Here is a 26,950-nt window from a genome sequence, read left to right as displayed (position 1 = left end):
TGCACCGCACCCGACTCTGCGGCCCGCTTGCCGAATGCATTTTCGCGAATCTACCGGCAGCGGTTTGGCCTGACGCCACGCCAGGACCGATTGGTCGATGAGATCATGATCCGACGGAGTCGGATCATGATCTCATCTCTTTGTTTGAGCACGATCTTTTGTCACGCCAGCAAGATGGCATCGATCTCGACGGCGAAATCGATGAAGCTGCTCTGAGTCAACGTGCGGGCCGGTGGTGGATCACCAATATATTCCGCAAACAGCTGATTGAACGCGGGGATGTCCTCGAGAGACCGCAGATAGACATTTATCTTCACGGCGTGCCGAAGCGAAAGACCCGATGCACGCGCCACGGCTTCGAGGTTGTCGAGCGCAAGACGAGCTTGCTCAACGAACGGCGCATCGCTGATGCGCCGCCCGTCCCTTGTCCGAGGTGTTTGGCCGGCAAGAAAGACAAATCGTCCTTCTGCGCTGATGGCCTGCGAATAGGGACCCGCCGGTGCGGGCGCCACGACGGTTGAGATCGCCTGGCGGGTCGTCATGCGACCGCCCCGCGCCTTTTCTTCAGCGTGTCCAGCGTGCGAACCATGCGATCCAGCGCTGAGCTCCACTCGGTCTCATCGCGCGCGTAGCAAACCCGAAAGTGGCCGCCACTTGCAGGGCCAAATTGGTATCCGGGACTGACCAACGCTCCAGCCTCCGTGAGAAGAGCCTCGGCCACGGCCGGCCCGGGCAGTTCAAGGGCGCTGACGTCGACCCATGCATAGGCGGTGCCACGTTGCGGCTGCCACTTGAGCCAGGGAAGCTGACGCAGCTTCTGCTCGGTGAGTGTCCTTAGCGCGGTGAAGGCGGTCATTCGCTCCGCCAGCCAGGCATGGTCGTCGCGCAGCCAGCAAGTGAGGAGGTGCTGCGCATAAGCAGGCGCACGCAGCGCAGTGACGGACAGCACGTCCTCAATGCGCGTAGCTATCTTCTCCGGTGCAACCACCACGCCAAGGCGATAGCCGCTCAAGGATTCGGTCTTGCTCGGCCCCAGCAATGTCACTGTACGCTCAAACATTCCGCGCTGCTCGGCCAGGTGAGTGAAAGATCCTTCGTGTATCAGCCTGGAATAGAGTTCATCCACCAGGACAGTGACATCGTAGCGCTTTGCCAGCTCCGCAATACGGCCGATCACTGCCTCCGAAAATACTGCGCCAGACGGATTGTTCGGATGAGAGAATACGAACAGCCGAGCGCCGCGGGTCGCAAATTCGGCTTCCAGGACGTCGAAGTCCGGATGTGGGTCGCGGGCATCGAGATGCAGCGGAACGTGGCCCGGCTCTGCGCCAAGGAAACGCACAATCCGTTCGCTGAAGAGATAGTCCGGATCCATCAGAGCGACACGATCGCCTTCCTGCACCAGCGCGCTCAGGGACGCGAACAATCCGCCTTGCGTGCCGGGCGTCAGGATCACGTTTTCGCCGGGGCGCAGCGTGATCCCAATAAACTTGCCCGTGCTATCCGCCACGTTCTTGAGGACGTTGGGATGGCCGCGGTAACCCGTGTAGGCGAGGGCTCCATCGCGCGCGGCGCGGCCGAATGTCTCGTCGGCCCAGGGAGGTGGCGGAAACCTCACGGTGTCGAAATGGGTTGTGTCAAGAAAACCGGCTGGGGCCTTGGCCAGCAAATCGAGATCCGCTTGTCGTACTGATTTGCCTCCCAAGCCGGCGCGGCCAGAAATTCTCAAGCGAGCTAGACGGTCTTGTGGCGCGCTTTGTCGAGCAGGATCGTGCATCTGGGTTCTCCAGAGATGATGGGAATAATATCAAGGAGAGCATCCGCCGCGATCTTGATCGCGACGGATCCGGGCTAAGCGCGCCCGCTATGGATAACTTCGGCTTCCGGCAACAACCATTTGCCGTCCTTCAGGACGACCTTGCCGTCGAGCGAGAGTGTCGGCTTCCACATCAGTGAATCGAAATGAGTGAGGGTCTTCACCTCACCGCCGAGCAGGACACTGGTCCCGATGCCGATATGAGCCGTCCCGTAAACGCCTTCGTCGTGCAGCATCACGCCTTCCATGGGGCAATGTGGATTGAGGCCGAACGATATCTGGGCGATGTTGTAGACGGCCGGGTCTCCCTGACGGGCCAGCAGTTGATCGAGGAAGTCCGCCTGATAGCCGCCGGAGATCCGTGTCACGCGACCATTGGCGACATCGAACCTTATCGGCTCCTTCACGAGGCCGACCCCGTAATAGGGGATGCTCGCGTCCACGACAATTACGCCTTCTGAAGTCCCCTCAATGGGAGAGGAGCTGCATTCGATGTTGGGCACGGTCGTGAAGTCGCCCGGCTTGCGAACCAAGCCGCAATGCGGGTTCGAGGGACGGCCCTTCAGGCTGAGACGCAAATCAGTTCCTGCGGGTGTGGTGAGATGCACCTTGTCGCAGTTGGCGAGAAGTTCGCCGACTTTAAAGCAGAGTGGCCGGATCGCTTCAAAATCGGCGTTGATGCCACCGGTCACCAGCATGTTCGGATTGAACTGCGACAGCATGATGCCGCGCGCGCCATTTCCGATCGCGGTGCGGGTTGCATAGGTATGAGTGATTGACTGTTTGACCGGCGTGAACAGGACGTTGGCCGCGGACATGGCCGCAGCAACTGTCTTGGTCGGCTCTTCTCCGTCGATCGACCTTGGCGGCATGACAATGATGTTGACCGCGTCGGTACGCTCGAGTGCCGCCGCAGCGACCGCTTCGGCGACACGATGCCCGGCGAAATCAGTCACGATTACGACTTCCTCCCCCGGCTGCACATTCGCGCACGTCGTCACCAGTTTGCGGGCGCCCCGCAGCATCAGCAGATTGTCCAAGTCACCGTCTCCTTCATGATTTTTGTCGCATTCGACGACTGAAGCCGCCGATGCACGCGACCGGGTGTCCGCCCGGGTTGGTTCATCTCAATTCGACCAATGGTCTTTTATGTCGTTAAAAAACACTTTGCAAGAGATGGCTCTGAGCCGGGAAGAAGGCGAGCTGGCGAAAAGTGAGGCATATTGTTCGCGAATGGAGCGGAAATTTTGAAGCATTGATGGAATTCAGCGCATCTCGGAGGTTGCACGAGATTGCTTTTTATGTAGATAATATTCCACAGAAGGCGTTGCCGGGAGGATCGAGTTTATGGGCTATCGTATTGCCGTGGATATCGGCGGGACCTTTACCGACGGCGTGATCGAGAAAATCTCCGACGGTCGAGTTTACCTGGCCAAGCGTTTGACGACCCCAAGTGACCCTGGCGAGGCACTCTCCAATGTCGTCAATGACCTGCTTGCGGCGGTTGCGGCGCGTGCGAAGCGAAATGTCTCCGCCGACGTAGCGGAGGTGATTCACGGCAGCACGCTCGTCACGAATTCACTCATCGAGCGAAAAGGCGTTCCCACTGCGCTCGTCGCCACGGCGGGGACAGCCGACGTGATCGATATCCGGCGCGAGGTTCGCTATGACCTCTATGATCTCGATATCGAGATGCCTGAGCCGCTGGTTCCTGCCGAGCGTCGCTTCGAGATCGTTGAGCGCACCACGGCGGACGGCGCAGTTCTGAAGCGCCCCCAAGATGCGCTTGGCGATCTCGTCGCGAAGTTGCGGACGGCCAATGTGCAGTCCATCGCCGTCTCGCTTCTTCATTCCTGCGTCAATGCGGCCAACGAAAATGAAGTTGGAGCGGCGCTCCGTGATGCCTTTCCCGGAATGTGCGTGAGCCTCTCGTCGCGGGTCGCTGGCGAAATCCGCGAATATGAGCGGACGACGACCACCGTCGCCAATGCTTATGTGCAGCCAATCGTCAGGCGATATCTCGGTGAGCTGGAGAGCCGGCTGCGGCAGGCGGGAATCGATGCGAGCTTGCGCATCATGGTATCGAGCGGCGGTACCAGTTCGGTGGCCGCGGCTGCGGAAGTGCCGATCTCCACGATCGAGTCCGGTCCCGCCGGCGGTGTGCTGAGTGCGACGAACGCCGGCCGCGCCGCGGGTTTCGATGACATTCTGGCCTTTGATATGGGCGGCACCACCGCCAAGATTTGCACGATCCTCTCTGGCGCTCCCTCTGTTGTGCACGTCTTCGAGGCTGCCCGCGTGCGGCGCTTCAAGAAGGGCAGTGGCTTTCCGCTTCTGGTGGCCAGCATCGATCTCATTGAAATCGGTGCGGGCGGCGGAAGCATCGCGAGGACGAGTGAGCTGGGGTTGCTCACCGTCGGCCCGCAAAGCGCCGGTGCGGAGCCGGGTCCAGCCTGCTATGGCCAAGGCGGCCAACAGCCCACGGTAACAGACGCTGATCTGGCGCTCGGATATCTCAATCCAGATTATTTTCTGGGTGGGCGCATGCGTCTCGATCTTGATGCGGCGATGCGAGCGCTTCGCACTCTGGGTGAGCGTCTGACGCTTTCGGCCGAGGCGGTCGCCAAGGGGATCTTCAATGTTGTCAACGAGGCGATGGCGGGGGCTGCCAGGGTTCATATTGCGGAGAAAGCGCAAGATCCGCGCAAATTCACCTTGGTGGCAACCGGAGGTGCGGGTCCTGTTCACGCGGTGGAAATTGCACGCAAGCTGCGCGTCCCGAGGGTGCTCTTTCCCATCGCCGTCGGCACGGGGTCATGCCTTGGCTTTCTGGCTGCGCCGGTGCGAGTCGATCGGTCCTGGTCACGGTCGACGCGAATCGATGCCATTGATTGGGCCGAGCTGGCGAGAGTGCTTGCCGGCCTGAAGGTCGATGCCGAGGCCGAGTTGAGCGCAGCGGCGCCGCGTGACGCCGAGGTTGATTGGCAACTGCTGGTCGAGATGCGCTATGCGGGCCAGGGCGCAAATCTCACGGTCGCATTCCCTTTCCGGAATCCGGACGCAGCGTTCAGGGCCGATCTCGTGGATGCGTTTCAGCGCAAATATCAAGAGAACTATGGCGGGTTGTTGCCGTCGGGTACGCCCGAAACCGTCACGTGGCGCGTCGTGGGCGCGACCCGTCAGGACGTCAGGCATTTCGTCTGGCCGACCAAGCAGGATCCCGGGGGCGCGGCCCGCCCCAAGGCTCGCAGAGTCATCTTCAGGACCGAGACAGACACCTTCGAGGAGGTGCCGGTGTACGAAAGATACGCCGTGCCGGCGGGCTGCTGCGTGGAAGGACCGCTGATCCTGGAGGAAGAGGAATCAACCATCGTCGTTCCAATGGCAGCTCGGGTGGAGATTCTCAAGAATCTCAGTGTCCTCGTTCATTTGGAGGTTCGGCCATGAACGGCATCGATCCGATTTCGCTGGAAATTCTGTGGACCCGTTTGGTCAGCCTCGTGGATGAAGCTGCGGCAACCCTGGTGCGCACGTCATTCTCGACAATCGTACGAGAGTCCAACGACTATGCCGTCGTGCTGCTGGATCGCGATTGCCAATTGCTTGCTCAGTCGAGCCAGAGCATTCCGTCTTTCATCTGCACGCTGCCGGCGACGGTTCGCCATTTCCTGAAGGTTTTTCCGCGGGAGAAGCTGCGTCCCGGCGACGTCATGATCACAAACGATCCTTGGCTCGGCACCGGGCATCTTCCCGACATCAACGTTGCGGTTCCGATCTTCCGAGGCGAGGAGCTGGTGGGCTTTTCCGGCACAGCGGCCCATGCACCCGACATCGGCGGACGGCTGCGTTCGCCGAGCACCGCGGAGCTTTTCGAAGAGGGGCTGCGCATTCCGCCGACAAAGCTGGTCGATGGTGGCGTCACCAACGAGACATTGGTCGAAATCATCCGCAACAATGTGCGTGTGCCTGATCAGGTCATGGGCGACCTGTGGGCGCAGGTCGCAGCGAACAAGATGCTGGCAAGACGGCTGCTCGACACGCTCGAAGATACCGGTTGCGAGCTGACATCCGTCGGAAACGAAATGCAGCTCCGCGCTGAAGGCGCGATGCGTGACGCAATTCGTGCGCTGCCGAACGGCACCTATGAAAATGAAATCAGCGTCGACGGCTTCGTCGAGCCGGTGGTCATTCGCTGTCGCATCGATGTCGGTGACGAGGCCGTGAGCGTTGACTATGCCGGTTCATCGCTCCAATTGCCGAAGGCCATCAACGTCGTTCCGATCTACACGTTTGCGTATACGGCCTACTCTCTCAAATGCGTGCTGGCGCCGAACGTACCCAACAACGATGGCTCGTTCCGGCCCATTGCCGCCACGGCTCCGCTGGGCTCAATCCTCAATCCACGTTTTCCCGCGGCGGTCAGCGCACGGGCTATGACAGGGCACCTCATTCCGCCAGCCGTCATGGGCGCGCTCGCGCCTGTCATACCCAACAAGGTGCGGGCGGCGTCTGGCTCGCCTTTGTGGTGCGTTCATTTATCAGGACAGCACCAAGGCCAGCGCTTCACGTCCACCTTCTTCCTCAACGGAGGGCAGGGCGGCGGTGCGAACGGTGCTGGTCTGCCGACTCTAAGTTTTCCAAGCAATCTTTCCAATACGCCGATCGAGGTCATCGAATCGCAAGCACCAGTGCGCATCCAGCGTCGCGCCCTGAGACGAGGCACCGGCGGCCGTGGGCTGCATTGCGGCGGAGACGGACAGGTGTTCGAACTCCTGTTGCTCGCCGATAGTCCGGTCACCGTGTCCTTCATGGCGGATCGTCTCAGGACTCCCGCCCCCGGATTGCAGGGAGGCGGGCCCGGAGCAACAGGGCGGGTTCTTCTCGACGGCGCGCCGGTGGATCCCCGTGGGATCTTGATCGTCCAGCCCGGCGCCCGGCTGACGCTCGAGACGCCAGGAGGCGGCGGCTTCGGCGCGGCACCCATTTAGGAAATTATTACAACAACAGGTTGGAATCCCAAGGCAGGACGAAATGAAGACAGGCACGTGGACTGCAATCGGTGCGGCGCTCTTCTCTTTGTGGGTGGGAGCGATCCACGCGGAAGAATGGACGCCGAAGAAACCGATTGAAATTGTCGTAGGATTCGCCCCAGGTGGAGGTAGCGATCAAGCCGCCCGAATAATTGCTGCGGCTGCGCAGGAAAGCTTTCCGGTCCCCTTGGTCGTGACCAATAAGCCAGGTGCCGCGGGCGTTCTCGCCGCGCAGCAGGTCGCGCGGTCCAAGCCCGACGGATACACGTTGCTCGTAGCCGGCGGCTCGGAGACGACGTCCGTTCCGGCCCATCGCGAAGTGCCGTACGATCCGGACAAAGATTTCACATCGATCATCCGCCTGACCAACAATCCCTTCTTCTTTATCGTCGCCGCCAATTCACCGTTCAAGACGATCGAGGACGTTATCGCCGCGGCCAAAGCCAAGCCCGGTGAGATTTCGCAGGCCAATACCGGCCTCGGCGGTCTGACGCATTCTGCCGGAGTGCTGCTCGAGCGTGCCGCGGGTGTGAAACTTAAACACGTTCCGTATCAGGGCGGTTCGCCGGCGATTCAGGCGTTGATCGCTGGCCAGATTGACATTGCGCTCGGAGCGACCGAGGAAATCGAAGGCCAGGTGCAGGCGAACACGATCCGTATCCTTGCCAGCACTGGCGCGGAGCGCTCCAGCCATTATCCCGACGTGCCGACCTTGAAGGAAAAGGGATACGACGTGGTGTGCACCAACATGAAGGGTCTTGTTGGTCCGGCCGGTCTGCCGCCTGACGTCGTCAAATATCTCCACGATAGGTTCCATCAGGCGATGGATCGCGATACCTGGCGAAAATTTGCCGAGCGGGTCGGCGAGCCCTCCAACTATCGGAATGCAGCGGAGTTTGCATCAGCTCAACAGGAGCAACTCACGCGCATCAAGGCGGCTCTCAAACAGTGAGCCGTTCGTCCGAATGCGGTGCGTGCTTGGCTCGCAACGCCGGTCAGCGCTGACATCCTTCGAAAGGATCGAGATGAACCGGGACGTGATTGCAGGATTGCTGGTGCTCGCAATCGGCATAGTGACGCTGCTGCTTGTCGCACGATTGCCTGCTGATGCAGAGGGGACGGCCGGCGCCGCTTACTTGCCCAGGCTTATTGCCTATGGAGTACTCGCGACAGGCGCCTTCATTGGCGCGCAGGGTTTGAGAGCGCCGGTGAAAATGGCGGCCTGGTCGTGGCGTCCTCTCAGCGCGCTGATACTCGGCGTGCTGACCTTCGGCCTTCTGATCGAACATGCCGGACTTGTCCTCGCCGGCGGCTGTTGCGCTTTCATCGGATCGCTCGCCGCTCCATTTCCCAGCTGGAAGCAACGCTGCGCCACCATCATCATCATCTGCGCTTTGGCCGTCTTGATCTTCAAATATCTCCTCGGACTCAATATCAGCGTGTGGCCGACATGGATCTCCTGAACAATCTCATCTACGGGATGAGCGTCGCGGTCAGTCTGCAGAATCTCGGCTTCTGTTTCCTTGGCGCACTCTTGGGGACACTGATCGGTGTTCTTCCCGGCATCGGGCCACTGGCGACTTTCGCGATCCTGCTCCCGATCTCGTTTTATCTTCCGCCCGTCGGCGCGATCATCATGCTCGCCGGCGTCTACTACGGCGCTCAGTACGGCGGCTCGATCACGTCGATCCTCGTCAACATTCCCGGCGAGGCATCGACTGTCGTCACCTGTCTTGATGGTCACCAGATGGCGCTGCAAGGGCGCGCGGGTGCCGCGCTGGCCACAGCCGCGCTCGGCTCGTTCTTTGCCGGCTGCGTCGTTACGGTGTTCATCGCCATCGCGGGGCCGACGCTGGTCAAGTTGGCGCTGCTGTTCGGGCCCGAGGAATACGTCGCGTTGCTGGCACTTGGCCTCGTCTCAGGAGTGCTGTTGTCCGGAGGCTCCATTGCGAAAGCCATCGCCATGGTGCTGATAGGGATATTGCTTAGTCTGGTAGGGATGGACGTCAATTCGGGCGTCGAACGTTTCACCTTTGGAATGTTCGAACTCTCGGATGGGCTGGGTTTCACGGCAGTCTCGATCGGCCTGTTCGGAATCGCCGAGATTGCCTCTAGTCTGGAGGACACCGACGGCAAGGGGCGCAACATTGCAAAGATTACAAGCCTCTGGCCGACTCGCGATGACTTTAAGCGGTCGTGGGCGCCTGTCCTGCGCGGCACTGCTCTCGGAACGCTGCTCGGGATCTTGCCGGGCGGCGGCGGGACCATCGCGGCGTTTGGCGCCTATAGCTTGGAGCGCAAAGTCTCGCGACGACCAGGAATGTTCGGGCGCGGCGCGGTGGAAGGTGTGGCCGGTCCGGAATCAGCCAACAATGCTGCGTCTCAGGCCAATTTCATTCCCATGCTAAGCCTTGGCATCCCGCCAAATGCGCTGATGGCACTCATGATGGGGGCGATGATCACGCACGGCATCGCGCCGGGGCCGCAGGTCATGATACGTCAGCCGGACCTTTTCTGGGGACTGATCGCCAGCATGTGGATCGGAAACCTGATCTTGGTGATCCTGAATCTTCCTTTGATCGGAATCTGGGTTTCCCTGCTTCGCATCAAGTATGTATTTCTGTTTCCCGGCATCCTCGTGCTCGCGGCGATCGGGGCGTTCGCGGAGAGCAATCAAGTCTTCGACATCTATGTGCTGACCGGGTTTGCGGTCCTTGGATACGCGCTCAAGAAGCTGGATTTTCCTGTGGCGCCGCTGTTGCTGGGGCTGGTGCTGGGCAAGCAGCTTGACGAACAACTGCGCCGCGCGCTGCTGCTCTCCGATGGAGATTGGACGACGTTCATCCGGCATCCGATTGCACTCGGGTTAATGATCTTTACGGCCGTGCTCGTGGTGTTGATCGCGCTTCCCTCACTGCGCCGCTCTCGGGACGAAGCGCTTCAGGGTGAGGAAGGGGCTTCGTCGTCTGCTTCCAACCTTCCAGCGGCATAGCGAAGGAGAGAGGTCGGGACATGCAGATCGCCAGCTCACCGCCGCTCGAAGCATCGGATGAGATTTTCCGGAAGGTGTCATACCGATTGATCCCTTTCATCCTGCTGCTGTACTTCGTTTGCTACATTGACCGCGTCAACATCGGCTTTGCGAAGTTACAGTTTCTCGGCGACCTCCATCTGACTGACGCGCACTATGGACTGGCAGCCGGACTGTTCTATGTCACCTACAGTCTGTTCGATATTCCCAGCAACCTGATGCTTGCGCGGGTGGGCGTGCGCAGGACGCTATTCCGCATCATGATCTTGTGGGGAGTTGTCAGCGGAGCTCAGATGTTCATCCGCAATGCATCCGATCTCTACGTCCTGCGCCTGCTGTTCGGCGCCGCGGAAGCCGGTTTCATCCCGGGGATCATGCTGTATCTTACTTTCTGGTTCCCGGTTCGCTATCGGGCCCGCATCACCGGTTTGTTTTTCCTTGGTGTTCCCTTGTCCGGCATCATCGGTGCGCCGCTGTCGGGCATGATCATGCAGAGCATGAACGACGTGTTCGGCCTTCGCGGGTGGCAGTGGTTGTTTCTGCTTTTCGCCATTCCGGCCATTTTCCTTGGCATCATCGCATATTTCTATCTCGACGACGACCCAAAGAGTGCCAGATGGCTGAGCGAGCACGAAAAGCAGCGTCTTGCCGACGAGCTGAAGTCGGATGAAGCCGTCGGCAACAGGCGAAATACAGGCAGTTTTGCTGAAGCAATGCGGGATCCGCGCATCTATGTGATGGCGCTCTTGAACTTTGCGGCCAACACAGCCTCCAATACAGCAACCTTCTGGACCCCCAGCGTACTGAAAAATGCTGGGTTCGCCAGTTTTGATGGAATCGGGTGGGTCACCGGCGGCATTTCTATCGCGGCGGCTGCAGGGATGCTTCTGATCGCGCGTAGTTCCGACGCATTCATGGAGCGGCGCTGGCATTTCGTTGGTTGCGCGTCGATGACGGCCGGTGCCTATCTGCTGCTGCCTCTGGCTTCTGCGAGCATGCTGGGGACCGTTCTGCTGATGGCCGCTGCAGCCATCGGAGGCGTCTCGTTACTGGCGATCTATTGGACCATTCCAACTTCATATCTGCATGGCAGAGGAGCCGCCGGTGCGATCGGCTTCGTCAGTATGGTAGGGGCTGTCGGTAGCGCCGTTTCTCCGTCATTGATTGGATGGCTCCGCGAATCAACAGGAAGCCTTTACGTGGGCCTCGGATCGACCGCCATGATTGTGCTTGCGGGCGCGGGCCTGGTCCTGCAGATGATTTCAAAAGATGATCTCGCCAGAATCGGGTCCATGGGTGACTAGATCATGATCCGATTAGACGTAATCAGATCATGATCTCATCTCTTTGTTTGAGCATGATCTTTTCGGAAGACCGGTTTCCACTTTTCCGGATCATGCTCTAGTGGAGCGTTGTGGAATCGAGGGCGAACTATAGGCGTCAGGACCATGAGCAACATGCGCGATACCACACTCACCAGGGTCCAAAGCGACGTTGTCGCCAAGATCATCGACTATATCAGACGTGAAAAGTTACCCGTTGATTCTCGACTGACGGAAAGTCAGCTGGCTGAGGAGGTCGGTGTCTCGCGCTCTCCGATCCGGGCTGCGCTCCAATTGCTGGCCGAGAAGGGGATCGTGATCTCAGCCGCGAACAAGGGGCACTATCTCGCACGCGATGGCGGCACCTTGGACGCGATCGATCTGCCTATCTCGCCGCCACCGGATGTGTCGCTGTACGACCGAATTGCCATGGACCGCATGCGCGACAGGGTTCCAGAGCAATTCACCGAAGCAAGCTTCATGAGACGCTACGACGTATCGCGTGCTCAGCTCGTCCGCACTCTCACGAAGATGTCCCAGGATGGCTTGGTCAGACGAAGCACCGGCCATGGCTGGATATTTATGCCGAGCCTTAATTCTGCGGAGGCTTATGCTGCAAGCTATCGCTTTCGCATCATCGTAGAGCCGGCAGGGTTGATGGAGGCGACCTTTCTGCTGGACAGGCCAGCGACGGAGCGGTGCCGCGAGGCGCATGAGCAGATGCTTGTCCGCGCGAAGAGCGGGAAACTGAGCGGCAGAGAAATATTCGATACCAATGCGAAGTTCCACGAAATGCTCGCGGTCATGTCGGGAAACCGGTTCATTGCGCAAGCGGTCGAACAGCAGAATAGGCTTCGTCAACTCAGCGAGTACTACGTTTACGACGACGAGGATCGTATCCAGACGTTGGTGCGCGAACACTGCGAGATCATGGACGCCCTTCTGACAGGCGACCAGATTTGGGCCGCGACGCTCCTACGCCGGCATCTGGAGATTGCCAGCCGTCTGGCGCCGCCTTTTGCCAAGGCCGCCAGCGAGCGCACCCCCTAGAGGACGTAGTGATCGCGTCGACGTAGGAGCTCGAGCCTTTCACGGGGAGATGGGTCAGCCGATGATCTCCCTGAGAATGCCGAAACGGACGGAGTTGGGAGAATGTTACGTCTGACGATTGACGGAGGTGTTGCTCGGCTCACATTCGACAATCCATCCAGGCTGAACGCCATCAACCAGGACATGTGGCGCGCCTTCCCAGAGCTTCTGGCGAAGGTGCAGGATGACGCCGCCGTCCGTGTCCTGGTGCTTCAGGGCGCCGGCGACCGCAGCTTCTGTTCGGGCAATGATATCAGCGAGTTCGAGAAGGTTCGTGCCGATCCTGTCGCCGCGGCGGCTTACAACGCCCTGCAGCGCGACGTGGCTACTCAGTTTCGCGCGCTGACCAAGCCGAGCATTGCTGCGATCAACGGCTATTGCCTTGGAGCTGGCTTTGAGCTGGCTCTGATGTGCGATATGAGGGTCTGCACGAAGAACGCGCAGTTTGGAGTACCTGCGGTAAGGCTCGGTCTGCCCTATCGGCTCGAAGATATCGCGACCATCCTCAATGTGGTCGGGCTGGCTCAGGCACGCGAGATGGTATTGCTAGGGCGACGCTACGGAGGCGAGGATGCGCTTCGTCTAGGGCTCGTAAACTGGTTGGCCGACAGCGTCGAAGCGATGGCAACTATCGTGGACGCGGCGGTAGGAGATTTGTTGTCTGCTGCACCGCTTAGTCTGGCCGCAGCGCGGATCGCATTCCAGGAACTTGCTCGGCGCGACGGACCGCCGGATCTCGAACGTGCGCAGCGCGCGGCGGATCGATGTTATGCCAGTCAAGATTATGCGGAAGGTCGGGCGGCTCAGCGAGAGAAGCGCAAGCCAGTCTTTCGTGGAAACTAGCCCGCTGCGATCGAGCCAATATCTGGCGTGGCAAATCCTCCGCGTGATGCCGCTGACGGACGTCTCGCCACGCGCTCGGTTTGCGCGTGAACATGTAGGCCAGAGCGACGGAAATCAACGCGCGGTCGCGCGCGCTGACGGCGAAGGGCGAGTTCGCCGCGAACCAGATAAATGTGAGAAGCACCGATAGCCATAGGAAACCGCTCGGTCGTTTCGCTGGCGGGCTGATTTGGCGCCATTGTCAGCAACCCAGACTGTCAGCAACCCAGTGTTATGCGTTGATCCTCGGAATACCGATCTCCGCCGGCATCTGCGGATCGGCTGATTTTTCGGTTCCCTTGAACCAAGCGACATACAGGGTAGGAAGGAAGATAAGTGTAAGTATCGTCGCGACCAGCAATCCTCCCATGATCGCGAAGGCCATCGGTCCCCAGAACACCGTTGGAGCGATCGGGATCATGCCGAGAACGGTCGATACGGCGGTCAGCATGATTGGGCGGAAGCGGGAGCTGCTGGCATTGATTGCGGCTGACCAGACGTTCTCTCCCCGTGCGCGTTCGGCTTCGATTTGGCCAATCAGGATCACGGCGTTTTTGGTAATCATGCCGATCAAAGCCAGAATGCCAAGGATGGCGACGAAGCCGAGCGGCCTGCGGGACACGAGAAGCGCCGCGACAACGCCGATCAAGCCGAGAGGCGCGACGCTGAGGACCAGGAACAGCCGCTGAAAACTCTGCAACTGGGCCATGAGGACCGTGAACATCAGCAACAGCATGACCGGAACAACGGCGATGACGGAAGCTTGCGAATATTGGCTTTCTTCGACGGTTCCGCCCACGACGATGCGATAGCTGCGGGGAAGGGTTGCTGCCAGCTTATCGACCGCCGGCGCAAGCGCATTGATCACGGTTTCCGGAAGCGCCCCGGGCGCCACATCGGCCTGCACCGTGAGCGTAGGTATGCGATCGCGCCGCCAGACCAACGGATATTCCTGCTTGTATTCGAATGTAGCGAACTGGTTGAGCGGAACTGTTCGCCCGTTAGGCAGCGGCACTTGCAAGGTGCTCAGGTTCGCCAGCGAGACGCGCTGTTCGTCGGTCGCGCGCACGAGGATATCGACAAGATAGATGTCGTCGCGAACCTGGGTGACAGGCGTGCCTGAAATCACAGTGTTCAGGACGTTAGCCACGGCTTGCGAGCTCAGACCCAGCGATCGCGCCTCGTCCTGGTCGACACGGATGCGGAGCTGACGCGCCGGCCCGATCCAGTCGAAATTGACCTGCTCGGCTTGCGGGTTGGTCGCGATGATCTGGGCAAGCTTCAGCGAAATGTCCCGCACCTGGTCAATGTCGGGGCCGCTCACACGATATTGCACAGGCCAGCCGACCGGCGGGCCGAGTTCGAGCGGAGAGATCCGGGAAATCGCATTCGGGAATTCATTGGCCAGGAGTTCTTGAAGCCTGACGCGAATTCGTTCGCGTGCGGCGACATCCTTTGCAACGATCACCGCTTGCGTGAAAAAGTCGTTCGCCAACTGGACATTGAGCGGCAGATAGAAGCGAATGGCGCCGCGTCCGACATAGGTGCTCCAGCGCGCCACGTCCGCATCGCCCTTCAGCGCCGCGTCGAAGCGCTTCGCGGCGGCTTCGCTGGCATAGATCGACGCATTCTGCGGCAGGCTGATATCGACCAGAAGCTCCGGACGATCGGAGGACGGAAAGAACTGGCGGGGAATGAGCGGAAGGGCGAGATAGGACAGAACGAAGAGCGCCACGGTGAGAAGAATAGTCACCCATTTTGCCCGCATAGCGGCGGTCAAGAAGCCTCGATACCAAGAGAGAATTCTGCCGGGGGTCGCGGTTTGCAAGGTCTGGGGTGGTCTCAGAATGACGACACCGAGCAGTGGCGCGAAGACGACCGCCACGAACCAGGATACGAGCAGTGCGATGCTGACGACGGCAAATAGCGAGAAGGTGTATTCTCCCGCGGAGCTGGCTGCAAAGCCGACGGGAACAAATCCGGCGATAGTTACCAGCGTTCCTGCGAGCATGGCGAACGCATAGGTCCGGAATGCGAAAGTCGCAGCTTCAATCTTGTCATCGCCCGCAACGAGCCGGTTGAGCGTGGCGTCGGTGGTGGTCATCGCGTCATCGACGAGCAGGGCCAGCGCGATGATGAGGGCGCCGAGCGATATCCGCTGCATGTCGATGCCCGCCATCTGCATGATCGGAAACACGATGGCGAGCGTCAAAGGAATCGAAAGTGCGATGATCAACCCCGGGCGGAGGCCCAGACTGATGAAGCTGATCACGAGAATGATGGCAATCGCCTGCAACAACGACGTCATGAACTCGGAGATCGCGCCATCGACCGTAACGGCCTGATCGGCGACCAGGATCGGCTGGATCCCCATCGGCAGATCCGCGGTGATCTGGTCCATCGCCTGCTTGATGTTCCTGCCGAGGGCGAGAATATCGCCCCCCTCCCGCATGGCGATGGCAAGCCCGATCGCTGGCTCGCCGTTGACGCGGAACATGGGCTGCGGGGGATCGGAATAGCCGCGCCGAACCTGCGCTATGTCACTCAGGCGGAGCGTCCGTCCGCCCGCAATGAAGTTGACGTTGGCGACGTCCTGCTCCGTCCGAAATGCACCTGAAACCTGCAGCGAAAGACTCTCATCGCCGGTCTGGATCGTGCCGGCCGGACGCACGACGTTTTGGGCCTGGAGCGCGGCAATGAGCGCCGTGCGGTCGATGCCGAGCCCGGCGAGTTCTTTGGTCGAGAACTCGACAAAGATCCGTTCGTCCTGGGCGCCCAGCAGTTCGATTTCCGAGACGTCGCGAACAAGAAGCAGCTTCGAGCGGATGTCTTCAACGTAATCGCGAAGTTCGCGATGGGTGAACCCATCGCTCGTAAAACCGTAGATGATCCCGAATGTAGCGCCGAAATCGTCGTTGAAGCCGGGCCCAACGATCCCGGCTGGCAGTGTATGCCTGATATCACCGATGTTCTTGCGAACCTGATACCAGGTGTCGGCCACCTCCTTGGCGTTTGCGTTGCCCTTCAAGTTGACGAAAATCGTCGTGATGCCGGCCTTGGTATAGCTGCGCAGGAAGTCGAGATGCGGCGTTTCCTGCAGCCTGCGCTCAAGTCGTTCCGTCACTTGCTTGAGGGTATCCTCGATGGTTGCTCCAGGCCACGCCGCCTGAACAACCATCGTCTTGATGATGAAGGTGGGATCCTCGCTGCGCCCAAGACGGAAATAGGATACAACGCCGGCAACGACAGCGATGATCATGAGAAAAGCTACGAACGAGCGGTGATTCAGCCCCCATTCGGAAAGATTGAATCTCATGACCGCCCCGACCCGAGTATGCGAATCTTCTGGCCGGGGTGCAGGGCTTGCACGCCTGCCGTGACCACGATTTCGCCGGTGTCGATTCCTTGGGAAACCGCTACCAGCGCCTGGTTGAAGTGCAGCACGTCGATGTTTCGCAATGATACGGTATTCTTCGAGGGATCGACGACCCACACGGCGGGCTGTTGATTTACTCTCGTTAGCGCCGTGGCCGGGATTTCAATGATCGGAACAGCCTCCGTCTCCAGGCGTCCGGTGACGGTTGCGCCGAGGCGCATGGCCGGCGGAGGATCGGTCAGGCCAACCTTGACCTCGAAGGTGCGTGTCGCCGGATTGGCTTGTGGGGCGACCTCGCGGATGCGGCCTTGCGCGGTCACCGCGGGGTCGTCGGTCAGACTCACACTGATTTCAGGATCGCTCGGCGCCGTTCGGATGACCTGGGCCGGGATGTCGAAAACGGCATCGCGGCCATCCTTGCGGGCAAGCCTGACGATGCTTTGTCCGGGCTGGACGACTTCACCTGCGGCGGGACCGATTGTCGTCAGAACACCCGGAGCGTCGGCCTTGAGCTCGGTGAAACCAACCAGATCATGCGCGATCTTGAGCTGGGCCTCGGCCGCATCGACCTGCGATTGAGCGGTCTGTTGGCCCTGTTTTGCCTGGTCGAAGTTGACGTTCGTGGTCCAGCCTTGCGCGAAGAGAGTTTGCTGGCGCTCGAACTGATTGCGGGCCTGGACCAATTGGCCCTGGGCGGCTGCGAGAGCAGCCTGCGCCTGCCGCAGGCCGTTCATCTCGTTCTGAGGTTCAAGGCGCGCGACGACCTGACCGCGCTTCACCCGATCTCCGAGCTTGCCGTTGTTCTCGAGAAGCCGACCGCCAATACGGAATGAAAGCGAGACCTCGTCCTCGGCTTCAATCCTGCCGGTAAATGTGAGCGGTGTTCCGGCCTTGCTCTTTTCAACGGTTACGGTTCGAACCGGACGGACTGCTGGAGCCGATGTTTCTGGCTCACGTTGACAAGCCGCTAACAGCACGGGAGCTACCAAGATCAGCAGTCCGGTCTGCCGCACGCGACGCATTCTGTTCAAACGGTCGGCACACGCAGACGTGGACATGGCCACTTCCTTGTTCGTTCGGCCCACCTGGGTCTTCCTGCCATTCCGATCGTTGTTATCATCGCGTCCGATGACAAGGTCTCATCTCGCCCAGCAAAGATAAAGACATAGATGCGCCGAATCAGCACAGTGTCGGCGGCGCTAGGTAAGCTGTGCTGACGTGTTAAAGCAGCGTCGATCGGCGAGGAAGATCGGCGAGCTACGCACGCTATCACGAAAATATGGTCCTGTTCTGCGAGGCAGGATCACTTCCAGTTCGACATTTGAAGACAGGTCAGCAGACTGACATAACTCGGTGTGCCGCCGATACTCTCCTGCGATGCGCAGTTCGTCCGCAGCGGCAGGAAAGCGCTGTCAACTCACTTCAAACGTGCGCGAAGATCGTCGGTGAGGCGGGTCAATTCACGGTCATTCGGCATGAGGCGGGACAGTCGCTCGGCGTATTCAAGGGCGGCAGCAATGTTGCCGGAATCGCGGCTGAACGAGACGAGGGCAGATAGAGAGTCGCGATCGTCCGGATGACGGGCCAGGTTCGCCTTCAAGACCTCAATCGCTTCACCGATGCGGCCCGACGAATGTAGTGCCACGCCGTAGACATAGACGTAGCGCGACCGGTCAGGTTCGAGCTCGCTGGCTGTGCGGAATTCGCCAAGCGCGTCGTTCGGCCGTTTCTGCCGCGTCAGGTTGAGCCCGAGGGCGTGGTGCAAGCCGGCATCCTGGCGTGAGGATATGATCGCTGTTCTCAGAACACTTTCTCCGTCGCCGTCCCGGCCAAGCTGCCGATAAAGGTCCGCCAGATTGATCGCCGCAGGCGCATATTGCGGGCTGAGCCGCAGGGCCGCCTTGTATTCGCTCTCTGCATCGGCTGCCAATCCGCGCCGCGCAAAGAAGTTTCCGAGGGTCGATCGTGCCTCGGGTCGGTCGGCGTTGAGACGTTGCGCCGCAATGAACTCGGCAGCGGCCCCTTCGAAGGCTGCGCGGTCCGCCGAGGGCTGGGCCGCGGTCGGAACGGCGGCCAAGATCGACACCGCCCTGATACGAACGCCGCCGCTTGGATCGGCAAGAAGCGGCGCGACCAACGGCCAGATCCGCTCGCCCGGAAGGCCGTCGAGCATGTCAAGCGCTGCGACCCGCACCATCGGGTCGGCATCTGCCAATCCCTTGCGCGCAAGCTCGATATTCGCGCCCGAGACCCGCGAATGAAGTTCGCTAAGCGCGCTCGCACGTGCGATGGTCGGCGCGGTGGGATTGGCCGCCACCACAGCCAGCAGTGTGGCAGCGTCGGCGCGGCCGGTCCAGGAAGCCTGGAAAGCCTCGGCGTAATTCTGAAAGCCTTTCCGGACCGGTCCGTGCCAGCGCTCGATCGCGTCGGCCGCCCATTGTGCGGATCTGTCGGCATGACAATTGTTGCAGGCATTCGGAGTGCCAAGCTTTACGGAGAGATCCGGCCTCGGAATTCGAAGGCTGTGGTCATGCCGCTTGTCGATCACCATGTAGGTGCTGACCGGCATGTGGCACGACGCGCAAGCCACGGCCGGCACAACGCCTTCGTGGCGATGATGTGAGGCAACTTCATATTTGTCGGAGGCGTGGCATTGCAGGCAAACGCCGTCGCCTGAAGCGCGGAGCTTGGCCGCATGAGGGTCATGGCAGTCGCTGCAGGTCACGCCGGCTGCGAACATCTTGCTTTGCTTGAACGGGCCGTAGTTATACACCTCATCGCGCATCTGCCCGTCCGCGTGATACAGGCCAAGAGCAAGAAGGGAAACGGCATGCGTGTCGGACAATGGTTGTCCTGGTACCCAGTCTTCCGAAAATTCACCGCGTCGGGCGTGGCACAATCCGCAAGTCTCGACCTCCCTGCGTGTCACCGCAGGAGCGATGCTGCGTTGCGGGTTGCCGGTCTTCGGATCGGGGTGCCAAGTAATGCCATCCCGCTCGTTCAGCAAGACGGCTAGCCCCTTGCGCGGGTCATCGTCTTTTCCAAACCAGTTCCGCTGGCTCTGCGCCCAAGCGACGTGCCGCGAGCCTTTGCCGTGGCATGCCTCGCAGCCGACGCTGATCTCCGTCCAGGTCGTGCGAAAGCGGTCCTCGGCCGCGTCGTAGTTCTTCCGGATGCCCGTGGAGTGGCACTCCGCACACATGAAATTCCAGTTCTGATTGAGCTTGGTCCAGTGCAGCACGTCGTCGTGCTTGATCTCCTCATTGGGATAGAGATGAAACCAGCGTTGCCCGCCCTTGTCCTTCGGCCGGCTATCCCAGGCGATTGAAAGCGCCTGAATACGACCATCGGGGAACTCGATCAGATATTGCTGGAGCGGATCGATGCCGAAGGTGTACTTGATCTCGAAGTTCGCAAGCTTGCCGTCAGGACCATCCGTCTCGACGAAGAATTTGTTCTCCTTCTTGAAGAACCGCGAATGGACGCCGAAATAGTCGAAACCGGCGTCATTGAAATTCCCAAGCACGGAAGCGGCGGTCGCGTGCTGCATGGCATGCTTGTGCTGGGACTCCCTCCACAACGCGATTTCGGCCTGATGGCACCCGGCGCAGGCTTCACTGCCGACAAAGACGGCAGCAGAGGCGGCCTTGCTTGAACGAAAAGCCGCAGGGCGGACGACACCGCCATTGATGGCAAACAGGAGTGCACAACCACCCAACGCGAGAACTGCCATCGCTATCCACGTGGCGGCGCGCGTCGGTGGCCTCTGGTTCCTATCTGCTCTGTTGTCGCTGCGCGCCACGAATTGCTATCCGCTGCAGGCTAAGGACGAATTCCAGCAAATCCTCTGGTGCTGTCCCGCGCTATGCAGATTCGGCAAAATATCTGCGCGCTATTGCCGGCTGAGCCGGTCCATCGTCTGCCGCGTCCCCTTCAGAATCGGTGCTACTGCTCGAATGGAAACACTCGCTTCCAATCGTTTTTCATGCTGATCACCGTCCAGCCGTCCTTCCTGGCCTCGTCATAGAGCGCGGGCGTGAAAGTGCCGACCTTGGTGTCCGGCAGACCTTGTGCCGGGCCGTAGGCGTATTCGCGGGCGGCATCGTCATGCAGCACCAGCATCTTCAGACGCGCACCAGCACCCGCACCGGTCCACTCCAGCATCTCGCGATCGCCCGTCGAGTTGCCGAACGCCGCATACGGCCGACGTCCGATCATGAGGTGAATCCCTTCCGGTTTGCCGGCGTTGTCGTCGTTCAGGATAAGCTTAGGCTCCTTGGTCAAAAACGGCTCGCCGCCCTTGCCGTAGCTGTATTTCGTTCCCCCCGCGGTACCGACGACCTGCTCAGGCGGGATGCCATAGACCTGTTCGGCGTATACACGCACGAAGTCCTGCCCTCCACCTGTCACGATAAAGGTCTTGAAACCGTTATCACGCAGGAATTGCAGGACTTCGAGCATCGGCTGATAAACGAGCTCGGTGTAGGGGCGCTTCCAGCGTGGATCCCGCGCGGTCGCGATCCACTGCTTCGCTTCGGCCTTGAACTCCTCCACCGACATCCCCGTCAGCGTCGCAGCCAGGATCTCCTCCAGGTCCGGCAAGGAAAGCCTGGCGATCGCCTCCCGATCGCCCGAGAGCACGGTCTTGAACGGCGCGACGTTCTTGAGCTCCGGCTTTTTCTCGACCACCGCCGGGACGCGCTCCAGGCAGTAGAGCACTTGCGTGTAGATCGGATGCTCGACCCAGAGCGTGCCGTCCTGGTCAAAGACGGCAATTCGATTCTCCGGTGGCACGTGGTTCGGGCTCGCGGTGTCGGTCGTGACGCGCACGAAGTCGAGGATCGCCTGTTTCGCGGCCCCATCGTTCCATGAAGGCAATGGAGCCTGCGACGTTGTTTGCGCCAATGCCGGGATCGTCAGGAGCGGACTGGACAAGGCAGGCAACAGCGTCAAGATCGAAATCAGAACGCGGCGGTTCGTGCGATAGTGCAAGAGAGCCTGCATGATCGTCTCCTAATTCTGCATGATCGCTTGCGCTGGCACGAGCAGGAAGGCGTGTTCGATGAACCAGCGCACGTAGTCGCCGGACTCGTGCTGAGCCCGCTCGAACGGATCGGAGCGAAGGTTGAATATTCTGGGCGGGCATAGAAGCCATCTTTCGCTCCAACTGTCGTGTGCAGACGCCCCGTAGGGCGTCTGCCTGTTCACATCGCGCTCCCTTCATGCAGCTTAGTCGCTCGCTGCGCGGGAATTGGCCTTCTTGACCTCGTCCAGGATCCCGCTGAGGTTGTAGCTCTCCGGCGCCTGCAGCGGCGGGAATTTCTCGTACGTCAGGAGGTGCTGCAGCCATAGCTGCTGACCGATCGGCAACAGGTTCCAGTCGTACTGGAAAGCCGTGGCCGGGGCGCCGAGTGTGCCGCCCAGGCTCATGGCCGATTTCTGGTCGATGCCGACATTCTGCTCGAAGGGATCACGCTTGATGTTCTGGACCAGCGTGAAATGGAACGGGATCAGCGGCATGATCCAGCCGGCCGGCCCGGGCTGTGACATCGTGTAGTACATCTTCCAGTTCTTGTAGCGTACCGCCGACGGCGTCGCGCCCGAGAAATAGAAGAAGAAGTCGCGCGCGGACTTTTCGGACTTGCCCACGAGGTAGTCGCGCTGGTTGACGCCGTCGAGGGTGGTCTTGACGATGCCGGGATATCTCCCTGCCTCGATCTGCTGCTTCAACTCGTCGCCCTTGGGTCCGCCGGCGATGTCGACCAGGGTGGGCATCCAGTCTAGGGCGGCGAAAAGCTGGTTCTTCACCGTGCCCGGTTTGATGACGCCCGGCCATTTGATGACCATTGGCGCGCGGTAGCCGCCTTCCCACGCCTCGCCCTTCTGCCCCTTGAATGGCGTGATGCCGCCGTCCGGGAAACTGATCTGCTCGGCACCATTGTCAGTGGTGAACACGACGATCGTATTGTCGGCCTGACCCATGTCGTCGAGTTTCTTGAGGACGAGGCCGATGTTGTCGTCCATTTGCTTCATGCCGGCTTCGTTGACGCCCCAGTCCTTGCCGCCGCGCTCGCCCACCATGGCCTCGTATTTCGGCGGCAGCACGGTCACGACGTGCATGCGAGCCGGGTTGTACCAGACGAAGAACGGCTTATTGGTCTTCTTGGGGTCGTTGCGGTCGAGGAAGCTGATGACTTTTTCCGAGATCTCCTCGTCCACCGTCTTCGATCGTTCCAGGGTCAGCGGACCCTCGCCGCTGCACATCTGGTTCTTGCTGGTGCCGTCCGAAGATTTGCACGACAGGATATTGCGCGGGGGCGTTAGACAGATCGTCGTCTTGGGATCCACCGCGCCAGGCACTTCCGGCACGCCGGGGATCGGCGTGTTCTTGCACGGCGGCGCAACCGTCTGCTGGAGCGCGGTCTTGTTGATGTCGGGGAAGCTCACGCCCTGCATCGCGTCGAGGTGATAGAGATAGCCCCAATACTCCTGGAAGCCGTGTGCCGTCGGCAGGGCATCGGTGTGGTCGCCGAGATGGTTCTTGCCGAATTCGCCGGTGGTGTAGCCGAGATCGAACAGGAACTGGGCGAGAGCCGGCGTGCCGGGCCGCAGGTAGGACGGGCTCCCCGGGAGCTGTGGCGGGATCATGCCAGTGCGCAGCGGATACATGCCAGTGAAGAACGCATTGCGGCCGGAAGTGCAGCTCTGCATGGCGACGTAGTCCATGAAGATGGCACCCTCGTTGCCGATGCGATCGATATTAGGCGTTTCTCCCACCATCAGACCGCGGTGATAGATGCTTGGCTGCATCCATCCGATATCGTCGCCCATGATGAAGAGGATGTTGGGTTTTTGTCCCTGCTGGGCGGAGGCAGGAATGCTTGCCACTGTCATGACGGCACACGCCAAGACAAGAGCGCCCGAAATTGGTCGGAACAAGCTCATGGTTGCTTCCTTAGTTGGCGGCTGCCGAAAGCCCCGGGCCGCAGCCTTCGCCCACCTCCACCCGCCGACCAACTTGCCTTTGCCGGTTCATGCGAGATCGCAACCGGCAATCGGTCGGACGCTTTGCGACGGCAAATTGGGCGAAAGGCCCTGAATGCGCTATGCACATTCGGCAGATTGAGGGCGTGATGGAAAGCGGTATACCAAAGCGCGTTGCCGCCGTTCCGCAGCGACCAGGCCCGCAGTCGTCAATCGGCACAAAGGATTGAAAGCCTCGCCTACGAGGCTGAGGCTAATGTCGGCTTCGCAGGGCTGGCTGTGCGCTTTCGGCGGATCAGATCACGGATCGCGTTGCAGCGTGACGGAAGGCGACTCTCCGAAGGTGGTGCGATACGTCACCGCAAAGCGTCCAAGCTCCAGGAATTGATGATTTCGCGCGACCTCCGCGACGGTGGCTATCGAAGGATCGGCGCGTCGCAGTGCCGAACGAGCCTGGTTCAATCGCCGCAACAAGAGATATCGTGCGGGGCTTACGCCGAGGAACTCCGCGCAACACATCCGCAGGCTGCGCTCCGGCACGCCGATCTCGGCACAAAGCGCAGGCATTTTGAGTCTTTGATCGATGCGTTTGCTTAGGCCATCTTCGAATCGATGCATGACGGCAGTGTGATGGTGTCTTGCCTTGGAGTTATTGTTGTCGATGTCGTCGGCGGTCAGACAATCGATGATCGCGTGGAGCAATTCCTGCTCCAGCGCTCTTGCTACCTCGGGGCGCTCGATCAATTTCCGTCCAGCCTCTGCAAGGTAGCAAGCTTCTCTGAAGAGAAGACGAAATCTTGATATATTCGCGCGGGCAGGGTGGAGCACTCTGCTCACGGGCGGCGGCGCGATTTCCCGTCCAGTCAAGGCTTTGCTGCAAGTCCCGAATTGGTCCGGCGATAGGGCTATCAAGCCCCATTGGGACGCGCCGTGGGAGCGCTGATGGGTGCTTTCGCCGCGACCGTGCAAAACCATGTCGCCGTTCCGCAAGACAAGCCCATCGGACACGAGGGACGCGGTACCCAGCGGAAAAGAAAGGAATATCCGTTCGGGGGGCAGCGAAATATATGCGATGCGCGGAAGGATTTCCCGGCACCGACACAATTCCAGGTGGTTCAATCTCAACCGTGTTAGCCGTGCCTCGAAATCGCCGGCACCCGTTATCGTTAGATTGATACGGACATCGCCGAATCCTGCGGCATAGCCGTCAGCGTCGCCAAACGTGAGTGTCGCGCCTTCTGCCATCTGCGCCGTCCCGTCGGACCGGTGCACGGTCCGGTCTCATCGAGGGAGGCAGCATCAAGCAGTCGGCCGTCGTCGGCTATGCGGGTTCGGAAGGTCGATGGCGGGGGTGGAATGTGAAGAATATGCAAATCCGGCAAGCCGGTCGATAATCTCGACCAGGTGCTGCGACCATAGGTGCCCCCTCAGTGGAAAGACCGCCCGCTGGCGGTCTTTCGTAGTTGGCGGAGCAATTGTGGCCGGATGCCCATTTTGTGGCGACACTGACGATGCGATGACCCGGCTCTCATCTCGTCTCGGCAAATTCTTCCAACGCCTGGACCGGCACGGACGCGACGTTGGGCATTCCCCATGCTGTCGAAGTCCTGATCTGCCGGTGGGCCCACCCAACGTTCTGGGTAAACACGTGGCTCAGGACCGCCGTAACGCGACCTCCGCAATCAAGAACCGGTGCTCCCGACGCACCGTGATCGATGATAAGGCGATTCCCGCCCTCATACATTTCTAGGAGTGCCATGCCCGACAGCTTCCCGCCGTCTCCAAATCGAACGAACCGTCCTCCGACGAGTTGCGGGCGGCCTGCCCCATAGGCAAGCGTCACGACCTGCTCTTCCGGAACGAGTGGCTCGTGGCGGATCGCCGCACTCTGGGCGTTGATAACGGCGCGTCCGAGTTCGATTACGGCCAGCTTTTCCATCCGCCCTCCAGCCAGGCGCAGGATTCGGGCGGCGATGAATTGACTGTCGTTCCCGTCCACGATCTCAAGCGGCTTCCAGTCCTGCGTCGATAGCTCCATGCCGGCGGTGACGTGTTCAGCGGTGACGATCGTCGTTGGTGACAGGAACCAACCGGTGCCTCGCACGCCGACCAGGCCCCGATGCGACTCGCGCTCCGCGTCGTCAAAATGCCTGAAGATGCTGACGGCTGAGTGCGCAACCTGTGTGGGATCGACGCAAGCCGCAGAAATCCGCTGCGTATTTGCGAGCAGAACGAAAACAACGAGTGCCCCGTAAAAAATGCGTTTGCGCATTCCAAAGGGCCTCCTTCTCCCCTCTTGCAGGGGGGACCGAAGCCTGCAAGAGAGCAATAGAGCTCACCGCCTTATCCGGAGGTTTTTCCGAATTTAGCGATTTTTCCGCGCGTAGTGGCATGATTTTGTCGCAGGCGACCGCGCGTTTGCGATCACGCGCACCCGGTTCAGGCGAGGCCGGGCCCGGCAAAAGCAAGGGTTGATGGGCGGTCGAGCCGAACCCTCGGGTCCGCCGGCGGGCGCCGCAAGGTGCACGACGGCGTTTCTCCGAAGAACATTCGGTAGGCAACTGAAAAGCGCCCCAGTTCCCAAAAGCCGTGGTCGGCCACGATTTGCGTGACAGTTGCCGTTGATGGGTCCGACCTCAAGAGCGCCCGCCGCACAAGGTGCATTCGGCGCAAGGTGAGATAACGGATCGGTCCCATGCCAAAATGTTCCTCACAGGAGGCGCGAAGGGTGCGTTCGGCGACACCAATCGCCGCGCAGATTTCCGTGAGATAAAGTGGGCGGTCGGGATTGGCCTCCAAAAATTCCTCGAACCGCGCGACGATCGCGTCATGGCGACGGTCGCCCATGGTCGTTTCCAGCACGATGCCTTCCGCAAGGCACCGGACCATGACATGCACCAGTTCGCTCTCGAGGGCACGAAGCACTTCCGGTATTGCGAGTACATCGGGGGTTTCATGGGCGAGTTGTCCGACCACCTTGTGCAGCTTCAGCAGCCGCGACATCAACGCAGGATTCGGGTGAACGCTACGCTCATCCAGCCGCTTGCTGAAACCACCGCCAGCTATCGCTTCGACCGCGGCGTCGAATTCATCGATCGGGAGAGACATCGCCCCTAAATGATAATCATGGCCGGATCGATGATGTGCAACGTCAGTTCTGTTAATGATGATGTCACCAGGCAAGACGTCTTGGCCACAGTGCTGTAGTGGGGACGAATTGGATTCGGTGAGAAAGATGATCGATCGCCGGTCGGGTCTGCACGCAACGTTGCTGATTTGCGGCAAAGATACAGTGAAACGCTGCATCCAAAGTCTGGTCATGCCAATCTGTGTAATCTCGGCCCAAAAATCTCCCTTCGTTGTGGGGAGTATCTCGACATCAGTCGCTTGAACGGCCGCCTGACAGGGAAACGGATCGGT

The 26,950-nt window shown here is 60.2% G+C and carries 19 protein-coding genes; 8 read left to right on the top strand and 11 right to left on the bottom strand.

Translation table 11 applies throughout. The annotated features are described in order from the left end of the window. Positions 1-161: 161 nt before the first annotated feature. The 3 genes from AC5ZG5_RS20940 to AC5ZG5_RS20930 all read right to left on the bottom strand — a co-directional run bounded on the left by AC5ZG5_RS20940 (position 162) and on the right by AC5ZG5_RS20930 (position 2,856). The gene (locus tag AC5ZG5_RS20940; RefSeq protein WP_456643736.1) at positions 162-542 is read right to left on the bottom strand and encodes a RidA family protein; all 381 of its coding nucleotides are present in this window, start codon (positions 540-542) and stop codon (positions 162-164) included. Beyond that, on the bottom strand, positions 539-1,777 hold the full coding sequence (locus AC5ZG5_RS20935; RefSeq protein WP_456643737.1) for an aminotransferase class I/II-fold pyridoxal phosphate-dependent enzyme: 1,239 nt from the start codon (positions 1,775-1,777) through the stop codon (positions 539-541). The genes AC5ZG5_RS20940 and AC5ZG5_RS20935 overlap by 4 nt, the downstream gene beginning before the upstream one ends. Before the next feature lie 74 nt (positions 1,778-1,851). After that, the gene (locus AC5ZG5_RS20930; protein ID WP_456643738.1) at positions 1,852-2,856 is read right to left on the bottom strand and encodes an aminopeptidase; all 1,005 of its coding nucleotides are present in this window, start codon (positions 2,854-2,856) and stop codon (positions 1,852-1,854) included. Between the two features lie 307 nt (positions 2,857-3,163). Between AC5ZG5_RS20930 and AC5ZG5_RS20925 the strand changes: the two genes are divergently transcribed. From AC5ZG5_RS20925 to AC5ZG5_RS20890, 8 genes are all read left to right on the top strand, one after another. Then, positions 3,164-5,263 carry a hydantoinase/oxoprolinase family protein gene (locus tag AC5ZG5_RS20925; protein ID WP_456643739.1) on the top strand — a complete coding sequence of 700 codons (2,100 nt, stop codon included), beginning with the start codon at positions 3,164-3,166 and terminating at the stop codon, positions 5,261-5,263. Next, entirely contained in the window at positions 5,260-6,804 is a 1,545-nt protein-coding gene (locus AC5ZG5_RS20920) for a hydantoinase B/oxoprolinase family protein (RefSeq protein WP_456643740.1), read from the top strand. Before AC5ZG5_RS20925 ends, AC5ZG5_RS20920 begins: the two co-directional genes overlap by 4 nt. Before the next feature lie 43 nt (positions 6,805-6,847). Beyond that, on the top strand, positions 6,848-7,798 hold the full coding sequence (locus AC5ZG5_RS20915; protein ID WP_130223268.1) for a Bug family tripartite tricarboxylate transporter substrate binding protein: 951 nt from the start codon (positions 6,848-6,850) through the stop codon (positions 7,796-7,798). Positions 7,799-7,871: 73 nt separating this feature from the next. Beyond that, positions 7,872-8,309: a tripartite tricarboxylate transporter TctB family protein gene (locus AC5ZG5_RS20910; RefSeq protein ID WP_456643741.1), complete on the top strand. Its 438-nt coding sequence runs from the start codon at positions 7,872-7,874 to the stop codon at positions 8,307-8,309. Beyond that, positions 8,297-9,838, top strand: coding sequence for a tripartite tricarboxylate transporter permease (locus tag AC5ZG5_RS20905; protein ID WP_456643742.1), 1,542 nt, complete (start codon positions 8,297-8,299; stop codon positions 9,836-9,838). The genes AC5ZG5_RS20910 and AC5ZG5_RS20905 overlap by 13 nt, the downstream gene beginning before the upstream one ends. 20 nt (positions 9,839-9,858) lie before the next feature. Next, positions 9,859-11,181 (top strand): MFS transporter, encoded by a 1,323-nt coding sequence (locus AC5ZG5_RS20900; protein WP_456643743.1) that lies wholly within the window; start codon positions 9,859-9,861, stop codon positions 11,179-11,181. A 144-nt stretch (positions 11,182-11,325) separates the two neighbouring features. After that, the gene (locus tag AC5ZG5_RS20895) at positions 11,326-12,249 is read left to right on the top strand and encodes a GntR family transcriptional regulator (protein ID WP_456643744.1); all 924 of its coding nucleotides are present in this window, start codon (positions 11,326-11,328) and stop codon (positions 12,247-12,249) included. Positions 12,250-12,351: 102 nt separating this feature from the next. Continuing rightward, positions 12,352-13,131 carry an enoyl-CoA hydratase-related protein gene (locus AC5ZG5_RS20890; RefSeq protein ID WP_456643745.1) on the top strand — a complete coding sequence of 260 codons (780 nt, stop codon included), beginning with the start codon at positions 12,352-12,354 and terminating at the stop codon, positions 13,129-13,131. A 271-nt stretch (positions 13,132-13,402) separates the two neighbouring features. On the opposite strand, the gene AC5ZG5_RS20885 is transcribed toward AC5ZG5_RS20890, so the two are convergent. The 8 genes from AC5ZG5_RS20885 to AC5ZG5_RS20850 all read right to left on the bottom strand — a co-directional run bounded on the left by AC5ZG5_RS20885 (position 13,403) and on the right by AC5ZG5_RS20850 (position 26,836). After that, positions 13,403-16,486: an efflux RND transporter permease subunit gene (locus AC5ZG5_RS20885; RefSeq protein ID WP_456643746.1), complete on the bottom strand. Its 3,084-nt coding sequence runs from the start codon at positions 16,484-16,486 to the stop codon at positions 13,403-13,405. Next, positions 16,483-17,568: an efflux RND transporter periplasmic adaptor subunit gene (locus AC5ZG5_RS20880; protein WP_456643831.1), complete on the bottom strand. Its 1,086-nt coding sequence runs from the start codon at positions 17,566-17,568 to the stop codon at positions 16,483-16,485. The genes AC5ZG5_RS20885 and AC5ZG5_RS20880 overlap by 4 nt, the downstream gene beginning before the upstream one ends. Positions 17,569-17,963: 395 nt before the next feature. Continuing rightward, the gene (locus tag AC5ZG5_RS20875; protein ID WP_456643747.1) at positions 17,964-20,096 is read right to left on the bottom strand and encodes a tetratricopeptide repeat protein; all 2,133 of its coding nucleotides are present in this window, start codon (positions 20,094-20,096) and stop codon (positions 17,964-17,966) included. Between the two features lie 395 nt (positions 20,097-20,491). Continuing rightward, the gene (locus tag AC5ZG5_RS20870) at positions 20,492-21,550 is read right to left on the bottom strand and encodes an HAD family hydrolase (RefSeq protein WP_456643748.1); all 1,059 of its coding nucleotides are present in this window, start codon (positions 21,548-21,550) and stop codon (positions 20,492-20,494) included. 225 nt (positions 21,551-21,775) lie between these two features. Continuing rightward, a complete protein-coding gene (locus AC5ZG5_RS20865) occupies positions 21,776-23,440 on the bottom strand; it encodes an arylsulfatase (RefSeq protein ID WP_456643749.1) in 1,665 nt (554 codons plus the stop codon). A gap of 390 nt (positions 23,441-23,830) precedes the next feature. Beyond that, on the bottom strand, positions 23,831-24,775 hold the full coding sequence (locus AC5ZG5_RS20860) for a helix-turn-helix transcriptional regulator (RefSeq protein ID WP_456643750.1): 945 nt from the start codon (positions 24,773-24,775) through the stop codon (positions 23,831-23,833). Between the two features lie 283 nt (positions 24,776-25,058). Next, entirely contained in the window at positions 25,059-25,802 is a 744-nt protein-coding gene (locus AC5ZG5_RS20855) for a S1 family peptidase (RefSeq protein ID WP_456643751.1), read from the bottom strand. Between the two features lie 167 nt (positions 25,803-25,969). Further along, entirely contained in the window at positions 25,970-26,836 is an 867-nt protein-coding gene (locus AC5ZG5_RS20850; protein ID WP_456643752.1) for an AraC family transcriptional regulator, read from the bottom strand. Positions 26,837-26,950: the final 114 nt, after the last annotated feature.

The organism is Bradyrhizobium sp. Ses1, from assembly GCF_059512365.1.
The sequence above is the reverse complement of the archived record's forward strand: the minus strand, read 5'-3'. Positions and strand labels throughout refer to the sequence as shown.